The sequence below is a fragment of the Collinsella aerofaciens genome (genome assembly GCF_039752985.1).
GTDB classification, from domain to species: Bacteria; Actinomycetota; Coriobacteriia; order Coriobacteriales; family Coriobacteriaceae; genus Collinsella; species Collinsella aerofaciens_BT.
In genome coordinates this window covers 12,881-38,161 of record NZ_JBDMHA010000013.1, presented here as the reverse complement: position 1 = coordinate 38,161, position 25,281 = coordinate 12,881, and the positions used below count along the sequence as shown (strand labels likewise).

21 protein-coding genes, 1 pseudogene and 1 riboswitch are annotated in these 25,281 nt (G+C 58.8%); of the genes and pseudogenes, 8 read left to right on the top strand and 14 right to left on the bottom strand.

Features of this window, described 5'->3' with window-relative positions; all coding sequences use genetic code 11:
- The 4 genes and pseudogenes from ABHR76_RS03030 to ABHR76_RS03015 form a co-directional block, all read right to left on the bottom strand.
- Positions 1-527 (bottom strand): annotated as a pseudogene (locus ABHR76_RS03030) (YfcC family protein); the annotation flags it as partial.
- A 218-nt stretch (positions 528-745) separates the two neighbouring features.
- Positions 746-1,489, bottom strand: a complete 744-nt coding sequence (locus ABHR76_RS03025; protein WP_035138851.1) for a GntR family transcriptional regulator — start codon at positions 1,487-1,489, stop codon at positions 746-748.
- A 150-nt stretch (positions 1,490-1,639) separates the two neighbouring features.
- A complete protein-coding gene (locus ABHR76_RS03020) occupies positions 1,640-2,299 on the bottom strand; it encodes an HAD family hydrolase (protein ID WP_308196326.1) in 660 nt (219 codons plus the stop codon).
- Positions 2,300-2,362: 63 nt separating this feature from the next.
- Positions 2,363-3,205, bottom strand: a complete 843-nt coding sequence (locus tag ABHR76_RS03015; protein WP_329737821.1) for a Cof-type HAD-IIB family hydrolase — start codon at positions 3,203-3,205, stop codon at positions 2,363-2,365.
- Between the two features lie 333 nt (positions 3,206-3,538).
- Between ABHR76_RS03015 and ABHR76_RS03010 the strand changes: the two genes are divergently transcribed.
- The 3 genes from ABHR76_RS03010 (at position 3,539) to ABHR76_RS03000 (ending at position 6,563) form a co-directional block, all read left to right on the top strand.
- The gene (locus ABHR76_RS03010; protein WP_346976773.1) at positions 3,539-4,585 is read left to right on the top strand and encodes a hypothetical protein; all 1,047 of its coding nucleotides are present in this window, start codon (positions 3,539-3,541) and stop codon (positions 4,583-4,585) included.
- A 63-nt stretch (positions 4,586-4,648) separates the two neighbouring features.
- Positions 4,649-5,266, top strand: a complete 618-nt coding sequence (locus ABHR76_RS03005) for an ATP-dependent Clp protease proteolytic subunit (protein WP_118081848.1) — start codon at positions 4,649-4,651, stop codon at positions 5,264-5,266.
- A complete protein-coding gene (locus ABHR76_RS03000) occupies positions 5,259-6,563 on the top strand; it encodes a VirD4-like conjugal transfer protein, CD1115 family (RefSeq protein ID WP_346976772.1) in 1,305 nt (434 codons plus the stop codon). The genes ABHR76_RS03005 and ABHR76_RS03000 overlap by 8 nt, the downstream gene beginning before the upstream one ends.
- 141 nt (positions 6,564-6,704) lie before the next feature.
- Here the strand turns inward: ABHR76_RS03000 and pgi are convergent, their stop codons facing one another.
- Complete coding sequence (gene pgi, locus ABHR76_RS02995) at positions 6,705-8,399, bottom strand: glucose-6-phosphate isomerase (RefSeq protein WP_346976771.1); 1,695 nt, start codon at positions 8,397-8,399, stop codon at positions 6,705-6,707.
- Between the two features lie 199 nt (positions 8,400-8,598).
- Entirely contained in the window at positions 8,599-9,102 is a 504-nt protein-coding gene (locus ABHR76_RS02990; RefSeq protein WP_346976770.1) for an iron-containing alcohol dehydrogenase, read from the bottom strand.
- Between the two features lie 176 nt (positions 9,103-9,278).
- Between ABHR76_RS02990 and ABHR76_RS02985 the strand changes: the two genes are divergently transcribed.
- Both ABHR76_RS02985 and ABHR76_RS02980 read left to right on the top strand, forming a co-directional pair.
- Complete coding sequence (locus ABHR76_RS02985) at positions 9,279-10,850, top strand: Y-family DNA polymerase (protein ID WP_346976769.1); 1,572 nt, start codon at positions 9,279-9,281, stop codon at positions 10,848-10,850.
- A gap of 16 nt (positions 10,851-10,866) precedes the next feature.
- A complete protein-coding gene (locus ABHR76_RS02980; protein ID WP_346976768.1) occupies positions 10,867-11,268 on the top strand; it encodes a hypothetical protein in 402 nt (133 codons plus the stop codon).
- A 21-nt stretch (positions 11,269-11,289) separates the two neighbouring features.
- Here ABHR76_RS02980 and ABHR76_RS02975 read toward each other — a convergent pair whose 3' ends face one another.
- Positions 11,290-11,673 carry a heavy-metal-associated domain-containing protein gene (locus tag ABHR76_RS02975; protein WP_346976767.1) on the bottom strand — a complete coding sequence of 128 codons (384 nt, stop codon included), beginning with the start codon at positions 11,671-11,673 and terminating at the stop codon, positions 11,290-11,292.
- Between the two features lie 177 nt (positions 11,674-11,850).
- On the opposite strand from ABHR76_RS02975, the gene ABHR76_RS02970 reads away from it, so the two are divergent.
- Both ABHR76_RS02970 and ABHR76_RS02965 read left to right on the top strand, forming a co-directional pair.
- Complete coding sequence (locus ABHR76_RS02970; RefSeq protein ID WP_346976766.1) at positions 11,851-12,555, top strand: DUF3793 family protein; 705 nt, start codon at positions 11,851-11,853, stop codon at positions 12,553-12,555.
- 46 nt (positions 12,556-12,601) lie between these two features.
- Entirely contained in the window at positions 12,602-13,021 is a 420-nt protein-coding gene (locus ABHR76_RS02965; RefSeq protein ID WP_346976765.1) for a flavodoxin, read from the top strand.
- A gap of 139 nt (positions 13,022-13,160) precedes the next feature.
- Here ABHR76_RS02965 and ABHR76_RS02960 read toward each other — a convergent pair whose 3' ends face one another.
- The 7 genes from ABHR76_RS02960 to ABHR76_RS02930 form a co-directional block, all read right to left on the bottom strand.
- A complete protein-coding gene (locus ABHR76_RS02960; protein ID WP_346976764.1) occupies positions 13,161-17,705 on the bottom strand; it encodes a hypothetical protein in 4,545 nt (1,514 codons plus the stop codon).
- Between the two features lie 195 nt (positions 17,706-17,900).
- Positions 17,901-18,032: riboswitch (cobalamin riboswitch) on the bottom strand.
- A gap of 193 nt (positions 18,033-18,225) precedes the next feature.
- Positions 18,226-18,978 (bottom strand): amino acid ABC transporter ATP-binding protein, encoded by a 753-nt coding sequence (locus ABHR76_RS02955; RefSeq protein ID WP_346976763.1) that lies wholly within the window; start codon positions 18,976-18,978, stop codon positions 18,226-18,228.
- Between the two features lie 12 nt (positions 18,979-18,990).
- On the bottom strand, positions 18,991-20,352 hold the full coding sequence (locus ABHR76_RS02950; RefSeq protein WP_346976762.1) for an ABC transporter permease subunit: 1,362 nt from the start codon (positions 20,350-20,352) through the stop codon (positions 18,991-18,993).
- A 117-nt stretch (positions 20,353-20,469) separates the two neighbouring features.
- Positions 20,470-21,330 carry an ABC transporter substrate-binding protein gene (locus tag ABHR76_RS02945; protein ID WP_250787613.1) on the bottom strand — a complete coding sequence of 287 codons (861 nt, stop codon included), beginning with the start codon at positions 21,328-21,330 and terminating at the stop codon, positions 20,470-20,472.
- A gap of 147 nt (positions 21,331-21,477) precedes the next feature.
- Positions 21,478-22,344 carry a deoxyribonuclease IV gene (locus tag ABHR76_RS02940; RefSeq protein WP_250787612.1) on the bottom strand — a complete coding sequence of 289 codons (867 nt, stop codon included), beginning with the start codon at positions 22,342-22,344 and terminating at the stop codon, positions 21,478-21,480.
- Positions 22,345-22,515: 171 nt separating this feature from the next.
- The gene (locus ABHR76_RS02935; protein ID WP_346976761.1) at positions 22,516-23,535 is read right to left on the bottom strand and encodes a Gfo/Idh/MocA family protein; all 1,020 of its coding nucleotides are present in this window, start codon (positions 23,533-23,535) and stop codon (positions 22,516-22,518) included.
- Positions 23,536-23,628: 93 nt separating this feature from the next.
- Positions 23,629-24,816 carry an aldo/keto reductase gene (locus ABHR76_RS02930; RefSeq protein ID WP_346976760.1) on the bottom strand — a complete coding sequence of 396 codons (1,188 nt, stop codon included), beginning with the start codon at positions 24,814-24,816 and terminating at the stop codon, positions 23,629-23,631.
- Between the two features lie 161 nt (positions 24,817-24,977).
- Between ABHR76_RS02930 and ABHR76_RS02925 the strand changes: the two genes are divergently transcribed.
- Positions 24,978-25,172: a cyclase family protein gene (locus tag ABHR76_RS02925; RefSeq protein ID WP_138374657.1), complete on the top strand. Its 195-nt coding sequence runs from the start codon at positions 24,978-24,980 to the stop codon at positions 25,170-25,172.
- The last annotated feature ends 109 nt before the right edge of the window (positions 25,173-25,281 follow it).

Genomic DNA, 25,281 nt, shown 5'->3' with positions numbered 1-25,281 from the left:
CCGATACCCATCATGATGGGAATGAAGATGGCATAGAACGGCAGGGCTTCCTCAGACATACCAAACGTAGTGCCACAAATGGACAGCAACGTCATCGTGATGGGAATGATGAGGATGTCCTTGTTCTTGAGCTTTTTAATCACACGGCTCATGCCGGCATTCAAAGCGTTGGTCTTGGTGATGATCGCGAACGATCCGCCAATCAATAAGACGAACGCAACGACGTCGGCAGCCTCTTGGATACCCTTGGTGGGCGCTTGCAGAACCGCGAAGATATCCTGACCCAGATTGATGGTCTCGCCGGTCTCGGAATCGGTGTAGTTCTTATCGACCTGTTCATAGGTTCCAGCAACGGCGACTTCACGCTCGCCCGCCGCTGTCGAAATCGTCTTGCGTTGATACTGACCAGAGGGAACGATCCAAGTCAGGACCGCAAAGACAACGATCAGCAAGAACATGATCGTATAGACATGCGGTAATTTGAACTTAAAACGTCTGTTTGTCTTCTTCGCCTTCGTATCTGACATAGATACCTCCAAAGAACTCGAGACTGCATCGCATCTCGCTTCAACGTTTGCACAATGCAAACGTTCTATGACGTCCCATAGATTACCAGCAGCTTTTTCCTTCATCAAGATAATTTCAAACTGATTGCCGCAACGCGGTTGAACGGTCGCGTTTGCGCCGTGAACGGTATGGAAACGCCCGGTGAGATGATCCACCGGGCGCTTCCATTCGCAATGTCCTAGATGTCAAAAACGTAGCGAGACCCAACGATCCGCTGACGACCGATGATAAACGGCCGCCGCTGCTCATCAAAAAAGAAGGCTTCCATATAAAACAAGGGTTCGCCAACGGGAACTGCCAACAGCCGAGCGACCTCGGGCGACGCGCACGCGATCTCGAGTGTGCACGGGTCGGTAAACGCGGGCGTACGGCCCGTCCGGTTACGCACGAACTCAAAAATGGATTGGTTAGATAGAGGTGCCGTTGATAGATAGGCGTTGTCCTCGTAAACGTATATGTTGTTCTCGAGCATGACGGGGACTCCATCGGCAGTGCGCACGCGCTCAACGCAAATCAAGTCAGTTCCAACGGGAACACCAAAGAACTGTGCTTCGGTGGAATCCGCCGGCAGTATCTTTCTCGAAATGACACACGCCCCCGGTTCCATTCCGTTAACGCGGCATGCGTCCGAAAAACTCTGAACGTCATCCTTCTGGCGAATCTTGCGCTTGAGCTTGGGGGCATTGACAAACGTGCCTTTCCCCTGTCGCTTCGTTAGATAGCCCTGCTGGACGAGCTCCTCAATAGCGCGTCGCACGGTAACGCGGCCAACTTTATAGCTCTCAGCCAATTCGAATTCGTTGGGTATCCGCGCGCCTGCCTTGTAGGCGCCGGAGTTGATTTCGTTTTTAATGATATCAATGACCTGTTGGTACAGCGGTATCGCTGCTTTACCGTCAGTTAGCCCTTCAGTCGGTGGCATATACCTTCTCCCAGCACAATTAATTCTAAAACGGGCTTAAGGGCATTCAACAAGCCCTTAAGCCCGCATTAGCTTAAAGTATGCTAGGTGTCGCACCAAAATGTTGGCTATTTACTCATCAGACCCGAAAAACGCGCAACTACCGCGCTCCTAAGAAAGCGTGAGCAGCTCCGGCAGCTGGTCGATAATCTTGTCCGCGGCATCCTGGCTAAAGCCAAAGCGTTCCTCGCGCTTGGCAATAACTGTCAGGCCGGCTCGCTTGCCGGCAGTGATGCCGGGCACCGAATCCTCAACGCAGCAGCAGCGATTCGCGGGCAGCCCCAGCAGGTCCAGCGCATGCAGGTAGATGTCGGGCTCGGGCTTGCTCTCCTTAAACTGCTCGCCGCTCACCACATACTCAAAGGCATCCGACAGCCCGCACGCATTGAGCACTTCCTCGATGCTAACCATGGGAGACGAGCTGGCAAGCGCCACGCGAACGCCACGGCGCGGCAGCTCTCGAATCGTATCCACGGCGCCTGGGTTAATCAAAGCCTGATAGTCGCGCGGACGCTTATGCGCCCACTCGTCCCAACGGGCCAACGCTTCCTCGCCAGTAAAATGCCCCTTACCGGCGCGCTCAAACCAATCGACCAGCATATGCAGGAAGAACTGATGCGAGGTACCGACCTGCCCATTCAACTCCTCTTGAGTCAGGTTAAGCCCAAGCTCCTTGGCAAACGCGGCAGTCTCGCCCAGGTAGTAATACTCGGTATCGACAATGACGCCGTCCATGTCAAAGATAACGGCGTCGAACGGAAATGCGGACACGGCACCCTCCCTAACAAAAGGGCGCCTGTAAGCAGGCGCCCGAACCATGCATTATCGGCGATTCTAGCCCAGCAGCTTATCCAGCGCCACTGCAATACCATCTTCGTTGTTATTGGCGGTCACCATCTGGGCTACAGCCTTAACCTCATCGACGGCGTTGCCCATGGCAATACCGGTGCCGGCCCACTCAATCATGGACTTGTCGTTCTGGCCGTCGCCAAACGATACGACCTCACTGGCATCGATGCCGAGCTTGGGCAGGGCACCCTCGAGCGCACGGGCCTTGTCGATACCGGGCGCCGTGTACTCAAAGTACCAGTCGGCCGTAAACATGCCCGAAAGCGTCTGCTTAAAGGGCGCATACATCTCCTCGTGATGCGCTTGCAGATAGGCAGGATCGCCCGCAGTAAGTAGCTTGTCCACGGGATAAGCATCAGCGACCTCGTGCAGGCTCTCGACCTCGCGAATCTTAAGATCGCACGCGTCGCGCTCATACTTGACGATATTCTTCTGCGAGCCGTCAGGCAGCGTGATCATGCAATGGTACGAGTCCTCGACGTGCAAATCGCGACCGAGCGAAATCATAGGAATCACGTCAAAATTACGCAGGTGATCAATCAGGCGATGCAATTCGTCGGCAGGCATAGCCTGATCGAACAGCACCTCATCGGTCTGAGCGTCGACCACATGCGCGCCATTAAAGGCAACTAGCAGACCGTCATGGTTTTGAAGGTCGAGCTCCTGCGCCAAGGCGTGCAGCCCCCATGCGGGACGGCCCGAAGCCAAGATGAGCTTAATGCCCGACTCCTGCGCCGCGAGCAGCTTCTCGCGCGTACGCGGGCTGATGACCTTTTGGTCGTTGGTGAGCGTACCGTCGATATCCATCGCAATGGCTTTGATTGCCATATATGCCTCCTTGCATCGTTTTTATCGCGCACTATCTTATCCGAGCCGGGGCACGTTCGCACAGCGCGCGTATGACGGTTGCAAAACCACCCCATTTGAAACAAACGCAAAAAAGTACTTGCAAAGACGCGTTCCGACATATAAGTTGATAAAAGACCGCCGTTGCGGTTTTAAGTAGATCGAGCATATGAAGTTTGAGTTTTAGCGTGTAAGAGAAAGAAGATCGGCAAAGTACAACCCCAAACGCAATGACAACTTAATGAGGTAACTGCCACATGTGAGGCACCCAGGGCATTGCTGTCTCGATTTTGAGCACGATGCCTTCCGCCTTGCATGGGCCGTTCCATCCCGCCCCTGCAGCAACTGCCTCACGGGCTCATTGAAAACCGCATAGCACCCCAACGTCAGCACATCACCCACGGCAAGCACATCACTCACGACAACCAACACATCAACAAACAGCACGAACATCAACCGATTGGAGAAGCTATGACAAACCACCACGCTGAAGACGGCGATAAGAAAAGCATTCTGGATGCCCGCATTGAGCGAGCATATGCAAACGAATATGACGCCGCCTTTGCCGCCGCGACCATCAAGAACTACGCGTCGCTACCGCTCGCGACGATCTTGGCCGACCACCCTCAACTGCTGAAGCGCTGCACAAAGATCATGGGCGACCCCGACATTCGCAAGCTGACAGACCCCTATGCCCCAAAACGCGACAACGATTCGTACGTTCTTACCGTAGGCTGCCTAGCCCATATGCTTACGGCGCTCGACACGAAACTCAAGCTCGAATGGGAACCCGACGAGCGTCATGAACTCGAAAGCAAGCGGAACACCCTGCGCACCGCACTGTTCCTTCCGTTGGACGGCCTCAAGCGCTGCAACGTCGAGCTCAATACACAGGCGCGGCAAAAGCCCGGAACCACGGGGCAGAAAACTCCAAGACCCCATGCGGCCATCGTCGACCGCAACCGATATAACCGCATGACCGCGCACTTTTCCGCCGAGGGAGCAGCCATAAGGACGCTGATCGATCTGCTGTACCTCCTGAGCATCAACGAGCTATTTGAGGGCTATCTCGCCCTTGTTCCCGCGACGGCACCCAAGTCGGTAGCAAAGATCATCGAGACCTGCAGACGCCAGTTTGAGCGCCATCGCAATGGCAGCGAGATGAACGCCAGCATCGCGCAGTACTACGCGGCTCATTACAAAAATGACGGATGTGCCCCTGTCGAGCATCAGCTGCGGCTCGCCTACACCACGCCCGCCGCAACGCTCCATCGCTTTGGAGCCCTTGGCGCTTGCGAGCCTCACGAACAGGCAGCCTGCCCCACAACCGAGCTCGATCTCAGGCTCGGACGAACCCTGTAGCCCGCCAGCCCCTCCGCGGGCAACAATCCTATTCCACAACACAACCAACAGAAAGGAGTCCTCATGGACACCAATCATTCCCCCATCATCAGCCCCCTCACCATGCGTGAATCCGCCCGAGGTATCACGCTCACCAGCATTTACGATGAGATGCTCGCCCGTCGCGAGCTCTCCGTCATGGGAAACATCGAAACCCCGATGGCCCACGACCTATGCCAGCAGATCCGCCTGCTCGATGCCACCGACCCCAGCCGCCCCATCACCATATTTGTCGCCAGCGCCGGCGGAAGCGTGCGATCGGGTCTCGCGATCTATGACGCCATGCGCCTCGCATCGTGCCCCATCCGCACCGTCTGCCTGGAATTCGCCGCGTCCATGGGCGCCGTGATCTTTATGGGCGGCGACGATCGCCGTATGGCGCCCCATGCAGAGCTCATGATTCACGACCCGCTGATCCCCCAGGGGGCAGGCGGCTCGGCACTTGCGCTGCAGGAAACCAGCCGGCGTCTCATGCAGACCCGCAAGACCCTCACGCAAATCCTCTCGGACCGCAGCGGCCTCACGCCCAAGCGCATCCAGTCCCTCACTGCAAAAGACACCTACCTTTCGGCCAAGCGCGCCGTCGAGCTCGGCTTTGCCCACGAAATCCTCTCGACCACCAAGGAGGTCGCCCATGTCTAACCTCGCCAGCCGCCTCGCCGCATCTGAGTCCGCATCGTCCACCATCCTCGCCAAGGATCGAACGCTTTCCTGCGACACCCGCCAAACGGGACTCAACAACAACGCACTTGTAATCGGCCCCTCGGGAGCCGGCAAGACCCGAAACATCCTCAAGCCCAACCTGCTGCAAATGAACGCAAGCTACATCGTGCTCGACACCAAAGGCACGCTCTGTCGCGAAGTGGGACCCGTGCTGGCAGCCCACGGTTACCGCGTGCAATGCCTCAACTTCGCCGACCTCAACACCGTCCCGGCCCTTGCGCCCGGCATCGAGCGCTGCGGCTACAACCCCCTGAGGCACATTCGCCGCAAGGCGGACGGCAGGCCCAACCAGCAGGACATCCTCTCGGTGGCAAAGGCCATCTGCCCCATCGAGGACAACAACCAGCCTTTTTGGGATCATGCGGCGGCAAACCTGCTGTCGTGTCTTATCGCCTACGTCACCGAACAGCTACCCGCCGACGAGCAGACGATCAGCTCGGTCATCAAGCTGATCGAGCACCTGCAGGACGGTGCCACGGCCCGATTGTTTGACGATCTGATCACGACCGACCCCCAAAGCTATGCCCTCTCGCTATGGCGGCGCTACGCCATTACGCAAAATGCCGAGCGCATGCACGCGAGCATCGTCGGCATCCTTGCCGAAAAGGTCATGTGTCTGGGATTCGACGGTGCGGCACAGCTCTATCGTGAGTGCCATCAGGTGGACTTCACTTCCATGGGACACACCCCCTGCGCCCTGTTTGTAACCGTAAGCGATATTGACCGCAATCTCGATCCGCTGACCGGCCTCTTTATTACGCAGGCGTTTATGGGCCTCATTCGCGAAGCCGATAGGCAGCCCGACGGCAGCCTGCCCGTGCCCGTGCGCTTTATGCTCGATGACTTCGCAAATCTGCAGATCCCCCAGATCGACAACGTGCTCTCGATTATCCGAAGCCGCAACATCTGGGCAACGCTGCTGCTGCAGTCGACCAACCAGCTCGATGCGCTCTATGGCGAGGCACGCGCACGCTCCATCATGGGCAACTGCGACACGCATCTGGTGCTGGCGTTCCAGGATCCCGAGAGTGCCCGGGTGTTTTCCGACCGCGCCGACGCGCTGCCCAGCACGCTCATGGCGACGCCGATCGATCGCTCGTGGCTCTTTGTGCGCGGCCACACTCCCGAACAGGTCGAGCGCTTTAGGCTCGAAGACCATCCGCTCTACGGGGAGCTGCCCGAGGCGCAGCGAGGCCATGCGGAGGCCGAGATCTAGGCGCAGGGTTCTCGCAGCGCGCGGCGCCCCGGCGATGTTTCACAAAGGCCGTGCGCCCCGGGACCACGGCAAAGCAAAGGGGCCCGCATCCGATAGGATACGGGCCCCTGACTATAAGACGCGATGCGTTAACAGCAGCGACTACTTGCGATGCGCGCGGTAGAACTCGATGAGCGCCTGGGTCGAAGCGTCCTGCTCGGCCTTGGCGGCGTCGTCGTGGAAGGCCGGGGTAATCTGCTTGGCAAGCTGCTTGCCCAGCTCGACGCCCCACTGGTCGTAGGAGTCGATGCCCCAGACCGTGCCCTCGACAAACGTGATGTGCTCATACAGGGCGATGAGCTCGCCGAGTGCAAACGGGGTCAGCGTGTCGCCGAAGATCGAGGTCGTCGGGCGGTTGCCCTCAAAGCAGCGGGCCGGGACGATCTGCTCGGGCGTGCCCTCGGCACGAACCTCGTCGGCCGTCTTACCAAAGGCGAGCGCCTTGGTCTGGGCCAGGAAGTTGCCCAGGAACAGCTCATGCACGTCCTGACCGCTATCGGTCGCAGGGTTGGCAGTGTTAGCGAAGGCGATGAAGTCGGCCGGAACCACCACAGTGCCCTGGTGCAGCAGCTGGTAGAAGGCATGCTGGCCGTTGGTGCCGGGCTCGCCCCAGAAGATCTCGCCGGTATCGGAGGTCACAGCGCTGCCGTCCCAGCGGACGTGCTTGCCGTTGGACTCCATGGTGAGCTGCTGCAGGTAGGCCGGGAAGCGGTGCAGATACTGGCAGTACGGAAGCACGGCGTGGCTCTTGGAGCCGAAGAAGTTGACGTACCAGACGTTGAGCAGGCCCATCAGCGCGACGGCGTTGCTCTCGAGCGGCGTGTTGCAGAAGTACTCGTCGATGGCATGGAAGCCCTCGAGGAACTGCTGGAAGCGCTCGGGGCCGAGCACGACGATCAGCGACAGGCCCACGGCGGAGTCGACGGAGTAGCGGCCGCCGACCCAGTTCCAGAAGCCGAAGGCGTTGGCGGGGTCGATGCCGAAGGCCTCGACCTTCTCGAGTGCGGTGGAAACGGCGACGAAGTGCTTTGCCACGGCCTCGGCGTTCTGCTCATCGGAGCCGTCGATGGCGCCCTGAGCCTTGAGCTGCTCGAGCATCCAGGTCTTGACTTCGCGGGCGTTGGTGAGGGTCTCGAGCGTGGTGAAGGTCTTGGAGACGATGATCACGAGCGTGGTCTCGGGATCCAAACCCTTGAGCTTCTCGGCCTGATCGTTGGGGTCGATGTTGGAGATGTAGCGGCAGTCGATACCGGCGTCGGCGTAGGGACGCAGGGCCTCGTAGGCCATGACCGGGCCCAGATCGGAGCCACCGATGCCGATGGACACCAGGTGCTCGATCTTCTTACCGCTTACGCCCTTCCACTCACCGGAGCGCACGCGCTCGGCGAAGGCATACATGCGGTCGAGGACCTCGTGCACGTCGGCGACGACATCCTGGCCGTCAACGATGAGCTGGCCCTTCTCGCTTGCCGGACGGCGAAGCGCGGTGTGCAGAACAGCGCGGTCCTCGGTGGTGTTGATGTGCTCGCCGGAGAACATGGCGTCGCGGCGCTCCTCGAGCTTCACCTCGCGGGCAAGATCGCACAGCAGCTTGACGGTCTCATCGGTCACCAGGTTCTTGGACAGGTCAAAGTGCAGGTCACCAGCGTCAAAGCTCAGCTTGTTCACACGCTCGGGATCGGCAGCGAACCAGGCCTTGAGGTCGATGCCCTCGGCCTCGAGCTTCTCCTGATGGGCCTCGAGCGCCTTCCAAGCGGCGGTCGACGTAGCGTCGATAGGTGCGGCAACAGTTGCCATAAAGTCCTCCTCAGCATACGGGCACACACCTCCATGCGCCCGGATAATCAGATGCCCCTATTCTAGCGCAGGTCAAGACCGTAATCAGCGAGCGTTGCCAATCCGCCCCCAAACGGCGACCGACCAAAAAGGGACAGGTTTATTTTGGCAGGTCAAACGCTTTACCAACCAAAATAAACCTGTCCCTTCCTGGCAGGTATTAGGCCGCGGCGCACACGCTGCCGAGCAACTCGCGCAGAGGAGACCCAATGCCCTCAAGCAGTTCGGGAGCGATAATGGCAAAAACGGGAACCTCGCCGGCTCCCACGACGGCAGGCACTTTTCCCTCGGAGACGATGCACCCATAGGGAACGAAGCCGTCCTCGCCGGTATCGAGCACAGCCATGCGACGAGCGAGTTCGCGCGCAAAGCTCGCCGTATCGGCATCGCCGATCGCCAGGACAAAGTCCACGCCTTCGTCGGTCGCCAGGGCCACGGCTTCGTCGATCAGCTCGTCTCCCCCGTCGCTCTCAACCGAGTCGCAGCGAAAAAGCACGCGTTCGAGCAGGGCGCGATCGAGCGAGCCGAGTGCCGCCGAGACGAGCTCATCACGCGTATGCTTGTCACCGCCCAACACGACCAGCGCCTTGGTGCCACCGTAGTGAGCGACCAATCGTCCGCACCAGCGAGCCACGTCCCCATCCGCAACAAGGCGTGTCGGCATACCAAACCCATAATTGACCATCTTTCCCACAACCCTTCCGTGCGTATAGGCGGTATCAATCGTTAGGCTCATGCTAAGAAGCGAGGTTTTCCGAGCTGTTTCACGCTCTTTAGAGCTGCGTTAAAACCCGATCCAACCGCACGACCATACCCACCAAAAAGGGACAGGTTTTGACGATGTCCGGACGAGCGGGTATTATCGAACAAGTATTCGATAAGAACATGTGTTTGATGGGAGGACGCGTGGGGCACGAGCGTCACACCTATATCTGTATCGACCTCAAGACGTTTTACGCCAGCGTCGAGTGTGTCGACCGTGGGCTCGATCCGCTTACCACCAACCTGGTCGTGGCCGACGAGTCTCGCGGCCGCACGACAATCTGCTTGGCCATCACGCAGGCGATGAAGGACCTCGGCATCCATAACCGCTGCCGCTTGTTCGAAATTCCCAACGGCATCGACTACATCAAAGCCGTACCGCGCATGCAGCACTATATGGAGGTATCGGCGCAGATCTACGGTATCTACCTGGAGTACGTAAGCCCGCAAGACGTCCATGTCTATTCGATCGACGAGTGCTTTATCGACGTCACGCCCTATTTGGACCTCTATCACACCGATGACGAAGGCTTTGCCTGCATGCTGCGCGACGAAGTTTTGCGCCGCACCGGCATCACCGCAACGGTCGGTATCGGACCCAACCTATTCCAAGCAAAAGTGGCGCTCGACATCACCGCCAAACACGCGCCCAGCCGTATCGGGATACTTGACGACGAGACCTTTCGCAAGGAGATCTGGCCGCATCGCCCCATCACCGACATCTGGGGTATTGGCCCCGGCGTGGCGGCGCGTCTCGAAAAGTACGGCGTCTACGACCTGATGGGCGTCGCGGCCCTCGACGAGAACCTGCTCTATGACGAGCTCGGCGTCAATGCCGAGTACCTGATCGACCACGCTTTTGGGCGCGAACCGACAACCATTGCCGACATCCAGGCCTATCGCCCCCAGGCAACCTCGACCACGACCGGACAGGTGCTCTCGAAGGGTTATGCCTACGAACAGGCCTATACGGTGTTGCGCGAGATGGTCGATGCAGCCGTACTGGACCTGGTCGACAAGCACGTGGTCTGCGACAGCATCTCGCTCTTTGTGGGCTATGCAAGCGAGCGTGCTGATATCCGCCGGCTCGATGCCAGCGGCACAGCGCAATACATCGACGGCTGCGGGCACCTACGCTCAAGCACCTCAGGTGTCGAGCCAACCGCAAGCGATGGCCCCGAACTTGCACCCCGCGCGCCCAAGCCCGTCCAGCGCGACGACGAGCGCCGTCGCATGGTTCGCGAGGCACAGGCGATTGACGGCATCTTCGTGGGCGAGCACGGCGGTAAGCCGCGTGGCGGTTATGCCGCGCTCTTTGCCCATTCCAACGCGTCTCGAAAGCTACCCGAACGAACCAATTCGTTTAAGAAGATCATGGGCTACTTCGATGACCTGTGGGCGCAGACCGTCGATCCCAAACGACCTGTCAAACGTATTAACCTGGGCTTCGGAAACCTTATGCCCGAAGAATTTGCCACCATCGATTTATTTAGCGATGTCGAGGCCGACGGGCGCGAGCGCGACCTGGCCCGCGCTGTGCTGGCCGTAAAAGGCAAATATGGCAAGAACGCCCTGGTCAAAGGACTGAGCTTTACCGCCGGCGCCACCGCACGCGAACGCAACGACCAGGTTGGGGGACATCGTGCCTAAACCCAAGCAACAACCTATGCGCCCGCCAACCGCCTTTGAGCGTCTGGCCGACCCCGAGGGCAGGCGGCGTGTCGCCGACCCCAAACTTACCGCCAACGGTGCCGTCCGCGCCAACCGCGCCGCACAGTTTATGCCATTCGCCGCTCTCACGGGATACTACGAGCTCGTACGCAAGCAAGAGATTACCGTTGAGCCCAAATGTGAACTGACGGAAGAAAAAGCCCTCGAGCTTTCGAATAAGCTCGAGGGGCTCAAGCGCGGCGACCTGGTGCGCGTCACCTATTACGATACGTATGGCTATCGTGCCCGCACCGGCATTCTCGACGAGGTGCTTCCCGCGTTCAAGCTGCTCAAACTCCGCGACATCGCCATCAAATTCGACGATATCCAGGATATCGAGCTGCGCGGCCGTGCCTAGGCGCAAGCGATACGTCCGACCCTATAGCTTCATGACGTAATAGCCTGCGCCCTTCACGGCGCCCTCGAGCGCCTCGCGATCGATTGGGTTTTTAGAGCGCACGTTCGCCGTGTGATCGGCATACGTCACCGTGGCCCAAATGCCATCCAGCGCATTCAAAGCATTCGCGACGTTTTGAGCACAGCCGTCGCAGCTCATACCGCCGATGAGCAGTTCTGCGCTATAGGGGTAGTGAGACTCATCGGTATCGGTCACCACAGCCCTCTTGATCTTCTTACCGCACGCGCCATCGCTGCAACAGCTTTTGCCGTGCGTCGAGGCGACAATACGTCGCAATCCAAAAAACATGCCGACGGCAATTACGGCAAGCACGATAAGATTTGCAGGGTTAAGCAGGTCTTCCATATGTTCCCCTCCCATTAAAGCTCTAGCCAAATACCCCCATGGGGTGTCCCCCATCTTACCCCAAACTCGTGTCAGTTCGGTCAAATAGTTTCCCAATTCAAACTTTTTAGTTGACCAAGGCTTACTTTCGTGTATAAGTTTTCCTAGGTTAACAGATAAGGAACCGAAAGGAGCACCGTGACTCGAACCATCGACATTCCAACGTTTCAAACGACCGTCGTGCGCAACTGCTCCCCCACGCTCGCGGGCATCAAACCCGCTTCACTCTTTACCTATCCCGGTCCCTACGCAAACCAAAACGAACAGCCCGGCAACCCTCATATCGAAGCGCGTCGCACGCGTCTGCTTGCCGTCATAGCCCAATGCAACCGCGAGCTCGAGCCACTCGGCATCCACATGAGCGTCCTCGTCTGGCGTCCTTGCGGAGCGCTGATCTACGTGTACCGCCCCGCCGCCCTCATGCGCTACTTATCCGACCCTCGAGCCGCAGCAGCTCTTGCCACCGAAGGCTACGACGTTTGCAACCTGAGCGCATCCCTTGTGCATCTAGCCGCACGCATTACGCTGGCGAGCAGCAACGTTGCGGAAAGCGCCTGCGACAGCGGACCTTGCGTTCTCGCTCAGAACGAAGCGTGCGATAAGAGCTGCGCATGCGAGTTTCCTCACGAAATTGGGTATTTTTTGGGCTACCCCTACGAAGACGTGCATCAGTTTATTGCCCAGCACGGCGAAAACTACAAGGTTTTTGGTGCTTGGAAGGTGTACTCAAACGTCGAACAAGCGCTTGCGACCTTTGACGCTTATCGCGCATGCACGCAATACCTTACCTACATCTATCAGCAGGGCTGCACCTTGGAACAGCTTGTTCAGGCAGCCCGATAGAACATACAAAACGCGGCTGCGTGCCGCACAACCGAAAGGACCTAACATGAGCAAGATCGCCGTCGTCTACTGGAGCGGAACGGGCAATACCGAGGCCATGGCAAACTTCGTCGCAGAGGGCGCGGTGTCCACCGGCGCCGAGGCCGAGGTCATCCCCTGTGCCGACTTCTCTGCCGACAAGACCGCCGACTACGACGCCATCGCCTTCGGCTGCCCCGCCATGGGCTCCGAGGAACTCGAGTACGACGAGTTCCAGCCGATGTGGGATGAGGTCAAGGAGAATCTGGGCGACAAGAAGGTCGTCCTGTTTGGCTCCTATTCGTGGGCCGAGGGCGAGTGGATGGACAATTGGAAGGCCGACGCCGATGAGACCGGCGTCAATGTCGTCGATACCGTCATCTGCTTCGACGCGCCTGACGACGAGGCCGCAGCCGGCTGCAAGGCCCTGGGCGCCGAGCTGGCTTAAAACTCCCATCGCCACGCCAACCGCAACGTAAACGGGCCCCAGGTCGTCAAGACCCGGGGCCCGTTCATCTATAAATCCGCGCATAGGTGGCATAGTCGCGCCCGCGCGGCAGGCGGCGGGCGCTCTGCACATTGAATTGCTATGCGTTCTTACGGGAACGCACGAACCACGCGCCAATGACCGCAAGGCACACGATGCCCGCGGCGACACCGGCAACGGCAACAGGATTCACGCCGCTCTGCCCAGCCGAGGCATCCTTGCGCGATGCGGCGGCAGTAGCGGTCTTCGCCTTCGAACCAGAAGATTTGTCAGAGCTAGACTTCTTGTTGGATTCGCTCTTGGCGGAATCCGCGTGCTCCGCCGTCTCCGGCTTCGCGCCATCCTTCGAAGTGGTAGCGCCCTGCTTTCCACCGGTGCCGTTGCCATCCTGCGAGGCGGGCGGCACGACCGCAGGTGTCGGGTTCTTCGTCGGAACCGTAGGCACGGGGACCTCGGGCGTCACAGGCTCTTGAGGACCGCTCGGTTTGGCGGTGCCGGCTTTCACATTGCCGATCTTGGTCCAACTCACGCCGGTACCCGCGAACTTATAGGCCGAAAGGGCCCGCAAGACCTGCACGGTGGCAAGCGCGTTGGCATTGCCGGGCTTACCGTCTGATCCCATGGTGTGAGCGTATCCCTTGCCGTTGGCAACTTCATAGGCGGCAATCGCGGTAATCAGGCTATTTGAGCCCGCCGCAAACCCGTTCTTGGAATTTGCGGGGTCCTTGCCAAGCGCCACAAGAGCAAGCAGCACCTGGGCATTCGACTCAACAGACCCAAAATCGCAAAGACCGTTCATCTGCCCCTTAAGGAAGCCGAGCGCTTTGTCGACAGCGGACGCAACCGAGAGCTGACCATTCGAAGCCAGGGCAGCGGCACATGCGTCGCCGTCAACATAGGGCGCAAGCGCCTGCAGCGCCATGGCGGTCACATCGACGTTGCTTGCACCAGCCGTATCAATGGTAAAGCCGCCATCCGAGTTTTGGAACGTGAGCAGCGTGCAAACAAGCTGAGCGCGTGTCCAGGATGAGCCGAATGCAGACAGCGCCTCATCCGAAACGCGCGCCTCGTCAAGGGCGATCAACGCATAGACCAAGTTATTCGCCGAAGCCGCAAGGTCGCCGTGAGAGCATATGACAGCAGCAAGGTTCACGCCGTCAAAAGACGTAATGTCCTCGCCAAGTGCGGCCAACGTAAGCGCAACGCGCTCGCAATCCGTTACCTTGGCGGTGCTACCGGCCCACTCGGCCTTATGGTCGGCAAGAGACTTCTTGTAATTCCGGATAAGTGCGTCGTCGATCATGCGCCCCGATTTTGCGAAGGCGTAGATTTCCCATTCCTGACCATAGGTGTACGCATCGGTCGTGCGGTTAGCGTCAAAGTACTTGGCGGCGGAGAGGGCACCCTCATCGGCCTGTGCCTCGTTATCCGGCGAGGCGGCGATACCGTCAACCGTAATCTCAAAGGAGACAGCCTTGGCGCCGGCAGTCTGGTCGACCGGCGTACCCGTCACCGTATAGGTACCGGCCTTGTTGGCCGTTAGAACGTAGGTTCCGCTCGCTACAAACAGCCCGTCGTCGGGAGCGCCGTCAACGTGCTTCCAGTCACCGAGAGCACGACGGTCGATGCACACCGCATCCGACGCATCCTGGCCGTCTGCGCTCGTCACGGTCCATATCATGCCGGGCTCGGAGACACTCCAGCCCTCGGCATCGTTTGCGCCCGTATAGCTCAGGTCGAGCCCGACCGTCTTGCCGGCCTTAATGAACACGGGAACATTTGCAATCGTCACCGATTTCAGCGGGTTTCGGTAAGCGTAGGTAACCTCTCGCTTGCCCGAGGAGATAACGCTGCCGTCCTGGTTTTTGACCGTCGCCTCGAACGTCGTCTTGCCGGCCTTGTACGGCGTAAATCCAATATCGCCGCTTGTAGTGTACTCGGCGACCGCAGTATCGCTCGAGGTGACCGTGTAGTTTGCACGGTCACTCGCATGCTCCGGGCCCACGATCGGTGCAGCCTTGTCAGTGAGGAAAGCACCCTTGGCAAGCGGATTACGGCCATGCAGATAGACCGTCTTGCCGTCCTCGTTGTAGCCAAGCGAAATGCTCGTCGCCGGCACATAGGTCGAGGTGACCTTTACGCTCTTATCGGCAAGGTCGACGTTCGTTCGCGAGGAGACCCAAATCGTGGCCTCGCCCGCCTTCTTAAAGTAGAAGCATGCCGATCCGGGATTGGAATAGAGTACGTTCGAAGGCGTACCCGCAAAGCGAAAGCGCGTATAGGAAACAGGGGTGTACTCGCCCTCGGCGGCGTCGGTGTAATGAACACGGATCTCGAGATTCTTGACCTCGGAGCCCGTAACCGCAATAGTGCCGCCCGTCACGTTTTCGCCGTTGTACCAAATCTGGAAATCATCAATAGGCTTGGAGATCGCCTTCACCACGACGGTCGCAACGTTCTCGGTGGTGCCGTCATCCTTATGAAGCGTAGCGGTCACCGTACCCACGGCATCGTTGTATACGTGCAGCAGGCCCGTTTCCTCGTTAACGGCGATATCTCCTCTGTTAGCGTCCGGAGTGCCCCAAGTCACCTTGGCACCCTTAGGCAAACCCTTGAGCTCAAGTGTGCCCGAGACGCAGGCAGCGCCGTTCTCGCCCACCACGACATCGTCGGGAGACGGGTAGAGCATACCATCGGCGGCAGTCACGGTCTTGCCGGTGCGCGCAGATGTAAACGTCACCTCGTATTTATTGTTTGCGGCAGGGCTCTCGGGCGATTCGTAGTCCTGGTCCTCACCAAAATACGGCAAGCCATCGGCTCCCATACCCCACGCGCTACCGTTTTCGCCACGGTTGACGTTGAGATTTTCGACAAAGGCCTCCGTCTTCATGTCGTCGGCATCGACAGCATAGGAGTTGATGAGCGCCTTTGCGGGGAACTGAGCCTTGTTGGTAAGGCCTTCCTGCCAGTACGTATTGACGAGCTGACCAGAGCCATAACTCGCAAAAAGCACGCCGCCGGTCGCTGCAGCGGTAGACACGCAGTTAGAAATTACGCCGCCTTCGAGCGTACGGCCAAAGCCCACAACGCCCTTGCCCGTAACAGACGTGGAGCAGTTGATAACGGCACCCTTAATCTGGTTGCCGAGCGGGCCGAACGATTTGCCGTCGACCGCCTGCTTAAGCTCGCCGGCGAAAGAGACGTTTTGGACAACGCCGGAGGAGCCGACGCTCGCGAAGAGCGACTTAACGCCACCGCCATTGTTGAAGGTAATGGTGTGACCCTGGCCGTCAAACGTGCAGTTGAGCTCACCCGAAGGACCAAAGAACCACTCTTCGTCAATCACGATATCGCGGTCGAGCACATAGTAGTTATTTGCGTCCTTGACGTTCATAGATATGAAGTCGCCCTGCGATTTGATGTGCTTGACACTCTCGGGCTGGGCGACGGGAGCCGTCGGCTTCTTTTTCTCAAGCGCATCCGAGGCATCCTTGAGCGTCTTGACCGTCGCATTTACGTCGGACTGAGATGCATCGTCGTTATCGTTGACGATTTTGGCTTCCGCAAGAGCAGCGGCAAAGGCGGACCAGGAATCCGTTGTGTAGTCTGACTCATTGAGCGCCTCGGCGGCCGTGATAGCCGCGACGAGCGCGTCCTTATTGACAACGACGGGGGCAGAGCCGCTCACAAGCAAGGGCAGGCCACCGTTGGACACCCAGGAAAAGCCAGTCGACGGCACATCGGTATTGAGCACGGCGAGTGATTCAGCAGAAGAGAGGTCGGCGGCTTTAGCCGCGTTTCCCTTGTTAAAGCCGCTAGGGCTATTTATCTCGGCAGGCGAAAAACCTACGGTATAGAGGCAATTCGAAAGCGAGCCAGCCCGGGCCTCGCCCACCAGCCCGCCATTCATCTCGACGCCCGAACCGGCAAAATAGGAATTGACGATCTTGCCGGACGCCATGCCGCCGACCAGGCCGCCGGCATAGCCCATCCAACCGCTCAGGTTCACGCTCGCCGTGGACCAGCACATCTGAACGGTACCGGAAAGCGTCATGGCGATGGAGCCCACATTATCGCTACTCGAGACGGAGCCCGTCACGCCTAGGTTCTGGATAGTTCCCGTTACGTTGTTCGCGACGGCCTTGCCGCTAATGGTGACGGTATGACCCTGACCGTCCAACACGCCGGCAACGGTCTCAATCTGCTGGTCGGCACCCATCGAAATGTTCGCACCGAGTTTTACGGTAGCGCCGGCTTCGATGACCGAAGGCATATCGGCCGCGTCGTTGACGACAACCGTCTCGCCCGGGCGCGCTACCCCCGTAGAAGCTCCGGCCACTTCGGCCTGCGCGGCCGAAGTCTCCCCGTTGGACACAACGGACGGCGCGGCAACATCGGAGCTTTCTTGCTCCTGTGCGCTGTCGCCGTCCTCGGACACGCCAATTTCAGCATCGGCAGAAGGCTTATCTTCGCTAGACGTGCCCTGCTCAGCATCGGTCGCCGCGGCAACCTGATCGGCCATCACGGCTACGCCCGCACCCACCTCCTCGGCAAATGCAGTCATTCCGGTGCTCGAGCTGGCAAAGATAAACGCCATGAACACCACGAGGAATTTCCTCGCAACAGTTCGGATGTTATTGAGCATCCCACTCCCCTTTGAATCGGAAGATCATTACCTCAACAAGAATCGAGGCCGATCATGTAAAGGGAAACGAGACACAACGGGGCGCCCGCACCTGACAGCACGCAACAATGGCCCGCACAACAGGCGGGGCGCATAGGAGCAATATATGATGTCATCTTTTGTTCACCGGAATCCAGCGGCTTCCAAAAGACCCTCGACACGAGAAGACCGTGGGCAAGTAATCTGACTCGCAAAGACAACGTCCCCGCACACAGTAACCGCCTTGTCTGGGATTCCCACCCAGTTCCCTTTTTATGCGCCAAGCGCACCCGCGGTCCGGCTTCTTTTCAAACAACATGTCATTGTATGAAAGGCCGCATGGTTGACACGCGCCCCATACCGCGTCCACAGAATTCACCAAACATGTGTCCGAAGAGTCCACGGGGGGGGTAACGGCTGTCTTTTAGCCAAAATACAAAACGGGCCGCGGCAGCATCGCCACAGCCCGTCAACTCAAACTATGCTCAAATATCAATGCAATCTAGGAAATGTTGCCCAAGAACGCCTTGGTGCGCTCGCTCTTGGGATGGTCAAAGACCTCGCTCGGCGAGCCCTCCTCCACGATAACGCCGCCGTCCATAAAGACCACGCGGTCGGCGACGTCGCGGGCAAAGCCCATCTCGTGCGTCACGACGATCATGGTCATGCCGTCGCGTGCCAGGTCGCGCATGACACCCAGAACGTCGCGGACAAGCTCGGGATCGAGTGCCGACGTGGCCTCATCAAAGAGCATCACGTGCGGATTCATCGACAGGGCGCGGGCGATCGCCACGCGCTGCTGCTGACCGCCCGACAGCTGGCTCGGCATAAAGTCGATACGCTCGGCAAGGCCGACCTTGGTCAGCTCCTCGATGGCGATCTTCTCGGCCTCTTCTTTGCTGCGCTTGAGTACCTTTTGCTGCGCAAGCATGACGTTCTTTTTGACTGACAGGTGCGGGAACAAATTGAACTGTTGGAACACCATGCCCAGATGCGTACGTACCTTGTTGAGGTCGACGCCCTTGGCGCACACGTCCACGCCCTCAACGACAATCGAGCCGCTCGTGGGATGCTCCAGACGATTGATGCAGCGAAGCATCGTCGACTTGCCCGAGCCAGAAGGACCCAGAACTACGACGACCTCGCCCTTGTGCACATCCAGATCGATATCGCGCAGGACCACGTTATCGCCAAAGGCCTTCTGGAGGTTCTTGATGCTGACGACGACCTCGTTCGAGTTATTGGTTTCGCTCATGATAGGACCTCCTTACAGACCGGCGATGTGATCGGCGGGCGTCGCGACGACCTGTCCGGCGCTCTTGGTGGGACGCTTCTTTTTGGTTTCGGCCGTACCCAGCAGCCTCGCCTCAAGACCGCTCACCAAGCGCGCAAGCGGCAGAGTGATGACCAGGTAGAACAGCGCGGCAACCACATACGGCGTGATGGAGCCCGTCGTGGCCACGATGGTGCGAGCGTTCATGACGATCTCAACCACGCCCACGGCGGCGAGCAGCGACGTATCCTTGTAGAGCAGGATGAACTCGCTGGTCAGCGTGGGCAGGACATTGCGGAACGTCTGCGGAATCATGACGTAGAGCAGCGTCTGGAAGGCGTTCATGCCTAGCGAGCGCGCGGCCTCGTTCTGGCCCTTGGGGATTGACTGAATACCGGCGCGGAAGATCTCGCACAGGTAGGCGGACGAGTTCATGGCCATGACGATAACGCCCAGCACATAGTCGTCAACCTTGACGCCGGCCAGCGGCAGGCCAAAGAACGCGATGTAGATCTGCAGGAACGCCGGCGTACCGCGGATGATATTCACATAGATGCCGGCAAGGCAACGCAGGATGCGCGACTTGGAGATGCGCATGAGCGACAGCGCAAAGCCAAAGGGAATGGCCAGCGGAAACGCCACGAGCACGATCGAGAGCGACATAAGGAAGCCCTTAAAGACGATCGGCAGGCTCTGGACCAAAATGACCGGGTTCAGGAACAGGCGAAGGAACATGTTGGAATTCCATGCCTCGACCCACGGCTGCTCCTTAAGGTCGGCCAGGAAGTTATCGAATGCCGTCACGCCCTTGATCTCCACCGATGGAATCTTGGAGATCTTCTTGGTCGAACCATCGGCGAGCGTATAGGTACCGCTAAAGGCCTCGTCGCCGCCCTCGACGGGGAAGGTCACGCCGTAGACCTCGACACGGAAATAGCCGCCAGCGGGCGCCGTCTCGCCAAAATCGATCTTGAGCGTCTGGCCGTCGACCTTGCACGTAGGCTTCATGGGCGTACGGTCCATAAGGTCATCGCCCGAGAGCATCGTCAGACGTGTGTCGTCCGCACCAAAGGTCGTGCCATCGGCAAACGTCAGCGAAAGACCACTCAGTTCCTCGTCGGCATCGGCCTGGACCTCCCAGGTAATGCGCGTCTCGGTGCCGCCGACCACAGCGCTGCCCGAACCGGTGTTGGGTCGGGCGGTAATCTTTGCGGTCTCAAGCGCCTGGGCGGTCGTGGGCGCATATGCCCCCACGCACACCAGCGCGAGCGCCACGGCCATGGCGCAGGCTAGCTTTTGGAGCAAGGCGAGCAGTGGAAAACGCTGCTCCGCAGCCCCTTCGTTCAATCGAGACAAGGTGGCTCCTATCGTAGAAGTTGCCGGCAAAACGAGACGGAAGCACTCTCCGTCAAGAGAAGCGCAAAGGCCCTCTCCGCAAAACGGAAAGGGCCTACACGCAATCAAGTAGCTATTTTACTTGATGTTGTACTTAGCCATGAGGGCGTCGACGGTACCGTCGTCGGTCAGGTCCTTGATGGCCTGGTTGATGTCGTCCTTGAGCTTGGTGTTGCCCTGGTTGATGGCGATGGCGTACTCCTCGCCGGTGCTGATCTGCTTGATGGTCTGGCAGGTGTTGAACTGCTCGGCGGTCAGCTGGCTGGCAACGGAGCGGTTGGTGACTACGGCGTCGCCCTTATCGGACTGCAGGGCGCTGAAGCACTCGGTAGCGTCCTTGTAGGGGACGATCTTGGCCTTGGGGAAGTTCTCCTGGGCAAAGGACTCGGCGGTCGAGCCAGACTGAACGATGATGGTAGCGTCGGCGTTGTTGAGCTTCTCGCTGTAGTTGTCGGCCGTGATGTCGGTGTTATCGACCTTGGTCACGATAGCCTGATCGTCCATGTAGTAGGAATCGGAGAAAGTGACTTCCTTCTCACGCTCGGGCGTGTCGGTGATAGCCGCGATGGAGACGTCGTACTTAGCGCCCGAAGCGACACCGGGTACGAGTGTGTCGAAGTCATTGTTGACGTACTCGACATCCAGGCCCAGCTTGTCGCCGATAGCCTTGATGAGCTCAAGGTCAAAGCCCTGATAATCGCCGTTGTCATCCTTGTACTCAAACGGAGCGTACTCGGCAGAGGTGCCGACGGTCAGCGTACCGTCCTTGACGAGCGCGTACTCCTTGGAGCCGTCGACCTTCTCGACCTTAGCGTCGTCAGAGCTGCTGGAACCGGCATCAGAACCAGAGGTGGCGTTGGACGAGCCGCAGCCCGTCAGTGCAAGGGCGATCGCCATGGCGCCCGTGGCGGCAAATGCGCCAAGCTTCTTCAGCTTCATAATCAGTCTCCTTCCGGTGACCCCGTTTGATTCAGAGGTCTGCAAAAACTGTTGGATATTATGCACCCGTAAATGCGAAACTGCAATTAGAAAACTGATTGAAACAAACCCATAACGTGAATGGAACACTCCACTTTGTGACAGTCATTACTGCTGCAATGACCTTAATAGCGTAATTTCCGCTGCATAACCTGCAAGTTCGTTAGGCGTCTCCAAAATGAATGGAAGCGCACGCAAGCGGCTATTCAATACAATATTCTGCATAACCTGCATACCGCCGCCAAACTCTTCACTACCCAGATAGCCCTTACCGATGCATTCGTGGCGGTCCTTATGGGCGCCGCAGGGATTCTTGGAGTCATTGATGTGCACGGCGCGCAGGCGCTCGATACCCACCACACGATCGAACTCGTCAAGCACACCGTCAAGATCGCAGACGATGTCATAGCCGGCGTCATTCACATGGCAGGTGTCCAGACACACGCCCAGCTTGGCCGACAGCTCGGGGCGCTTGTCGGCAACGCCCTCGATGATGAGCGCCAGCTCCTCAAAGCTGCGGCCCACCTCGGTGCCCTTGCCGGCCATGGTCTCGAGCAACACCGTCGTCTGCTGGCCCTCAAACATCACCTGGCACAGGGTGTCGACGATCATCTGAATGCCGGCATCAGTCCCCTGCCCCACATGTGCGCCGGGGTGAAAGTTGTAGTAGTTGCCGGGCAGTGCTTCCAGACGCTGCAAGTCCTCGGCCATTGCCTCCAAGGCAAACTCACGCGCCCGCTCTTTGGCAGAACAGGGGTTGTAGGTATAGGGGGCATGCGCCACGAGTGGGCCGAAGTCGTTTTGCTCCATAAGCTCGCGCAGGGCCGCCACGTCATCCATGTCAAGATCTTTCGCCTTGCCGCCGCGCGGGTTGCGCGTAAAGAATGCAAAGGTATTGGCGCCAATGGATAGCGCCGTCTCCCCCATCGCCCGATAGCCCTTCGTCGTCGAAAGATGACACCCAATCGTCAGCATCTCCAGCTCCCCCTCATCAGTTGCGGTGAAATACGGTCTATTGGTGCCTTATTTTGGCGCAAATAGACCGTATTCCACCGCAACTTATAAAAGGGGCATCAGAGATGCGGGCCGCCAAGCACTACGGCTACGGGCGCCAGCGTCATGATCCCCTACGCGTCAGCGCCAAGCCTAGAGGGCTAGACGGATTGCATCGATAATGCGCGCGCAGCGCTGTGTGGCGGCAAGGGGCATGACGGGACTCTCGAGTTTCCCCGCCCGGATGAGCTGGGTCGCATGCTGGATTTCGCCGTAGAAATCATCGACCTCAAACGGGGCATTTATTTCGAGCGTTCGCCCGTCGGAATACTTCACATGGGCGAGCTCGGGGCGATGGAGACGGTCGATTTCCAACGAGCCCCGCTCGCAGGCAATCGTTAAGCGGCTTTCATATGCTGCTTTGCCGTCGCACACCATATGAATGGGTATACCGCCGACGCTCATATGGATCTCGTCGGCCCAATCCACGCGGCCGCCCGATACGTCACGCCAGCGAACTTCACGAGACGAAACATCGCACGCACCCGCGAGCAAATCCTCAAACCACCCGACCACATAGCAGCCCATGTCATATAGACAGCCACCCTGCAACGGGTCGAGCAGATAACTCGAAGGGGGCTCACCATAATCGAGTTTTTGCACGCTTTCAATCGAGACGATACGGCCGAGCTCGCCCGACGCAAGCAAGCCCTTCACGCGAGTACGCATCGGGCAAAACCGATTTTTCATCGCCTCCATAAACAGCACGCCGCGCTCGCGAGAGGTGGAGGCAATCGAGAGAGCCTCTTCTTCATTCAAAACGGCCGGCTTTTCGCACAGCACGGCCTTTCCCGCGCGCAGTGCCCGACAGACCCAATGCGCATGCATGCCATGTGGAAGAGCCAAGTAGATTGCGTCGACATCGGGGTCGGCAATCAGCGCATCATAAGCCGCATCGCCGCTATCGTCAGCCGTGGCATAACTGTGCGCGGCATCAATCAAAAACGCCCTGCAAAACTCCTCAACATGCGAAGGAGTGCGACCGGCGGCAGCCACAAGCCGTGCCCCGTCCACCTCCTTGAGCGACGATGCAAATCGATGCGATATGTTCCCAGCGCCCAAAACGCCCCAACGAACCTCACGTAAGTCATCACATGAATCCCGATGGTCCACGACAGCCCCCTTCAGTTGCGGTGAAATAGTTCCTGTTTGGCCCCTATTCTGCCGCAAACAGGAACTATTCCACCGCAAGTTATAAAAGGGGCATCAGGAGCGCGTTTTGCAAAAGGCCTTAAGCGCGGCCGTTACGGGGCCAGGCTGGAAACGTCGGCGCACATCGTCGAGACGCTCGGGAATATCGATGTGCTGCGGACAGTGACGCGCGCATTTGCCGCACTTGACGCAATTGCTCACCAGCTTGGGCTCGTTCGTCCGCACCGCGCTTGCCGTAAAGTATTGAGACAGCCCCGTAAACCAACTATGCGCGTAGCTCGCGTTGTAGGCGCCAAAGCAACCGGGAATATTGATGCCCTTGGGGCACGGCATGCAGTAGCCGCACCCCGTACACGGCACGCGATTCGATTTCTCAAACTCTCCCAGCACACGTGCGATGGTATCGAGCTGCTCTGTCGTCATCGAATCCGGCAGTGCGCGATCCGCCAATGCCGCGTTCTCGTCCACCTGCGCGGTATCGGTCATGCCCGAAAGCAGCATCGTGACTTGAGGATGGTTCCACACCCACGAAAGGCCCCAAGCAGCCGGCGTCTTCAGGTACGGATCGCGTACGCCATCGAACACGGCGCGGGCACGCGGAGGCAGTTTGCCCGCTAAACGTCCGCCCAACAGCGGCTCCATCACAAACACCGCGAGCCCGCGCTCGGCGGCCGCCATGAGTCCCGCCGTTCCCGCTTGGTAGCGCTCTCCAGCGTAGTTGTACTGGATCTGGCAAAAGTCCCAGTCATACGCGTCAAGCATCGTGAGAAAGTCCGCCGCACTGCCGTGGTACGAAAAACCTATCTGGCGAATACGCCCCGCAGCCTTTTGGTGCGCAATCCAGTCCTCGATACCCAACGCTGCCACGCGCTCCCACTGCGCGGGCGAGGTGATGTTGTGCATGAGGTAGTAGTCGATATGGTCAGTCCGCAAACGGTGCAGTTGCTCGTCAAAAAAGCGGTCGAAATCCTCCGCGCATTTGCACAAAGCATGTGGCAGCTTGGTCGCGAGCAAAACCTGGTCGCGTAGGCCTAGGCGCTCAAGCGAAGCGCCCACGCAAGCCTCGTTGCCGGGATAGAGATAGGCCGTGTCCAGGTAGTTAATCCCCTGCTCCACCGCACGGGAAATGATGGCATCGGCTGTCTTCGCATCGGGGCGTCCCGGCGCGCCGGGAAACCTCATGCAACCCAGCCCCAGCGCCGAGATACGGTTGCCGCTTTTGGGGTCAACGCGATATTGCACTGCCTTTCCTCTCCCCTCGAAGCCCTAATGAGGCGAAACACAACGGCCACGCCGTCGAAACACATTGGAATCGCAATCGAGAACGTATCGTAACGTAGCAGAAATCGAGCCGTCACGACACCGCTTTAACATCAGCAAAAAGCCCGATGAAAGGAGGCAGCGTGACCACGCGCGAGGACGCCTACCCCTACCCCGGTGAACAATACATCCTCTCGGTCGACCGTTATCAGATCGAGGTCATGGACCATCTGGACGAGCTTCCCGCCACAGGCGCTGTCATCTTCTGCACCTTCCCCAAGGTGCGCGATGGCGTTGGATATCCCGCACGCGTTTTCGCGGTCTGCCCTGCGGCATAAGCGCACAGCGCAATAGTTTCTTTTTCTTAACAGCAGCCCCGCGCGCTCACCAAACGTCCCGGCGACATACAATCCATCAGGCGCCCCTTACGCGGGCGCCTTATATATG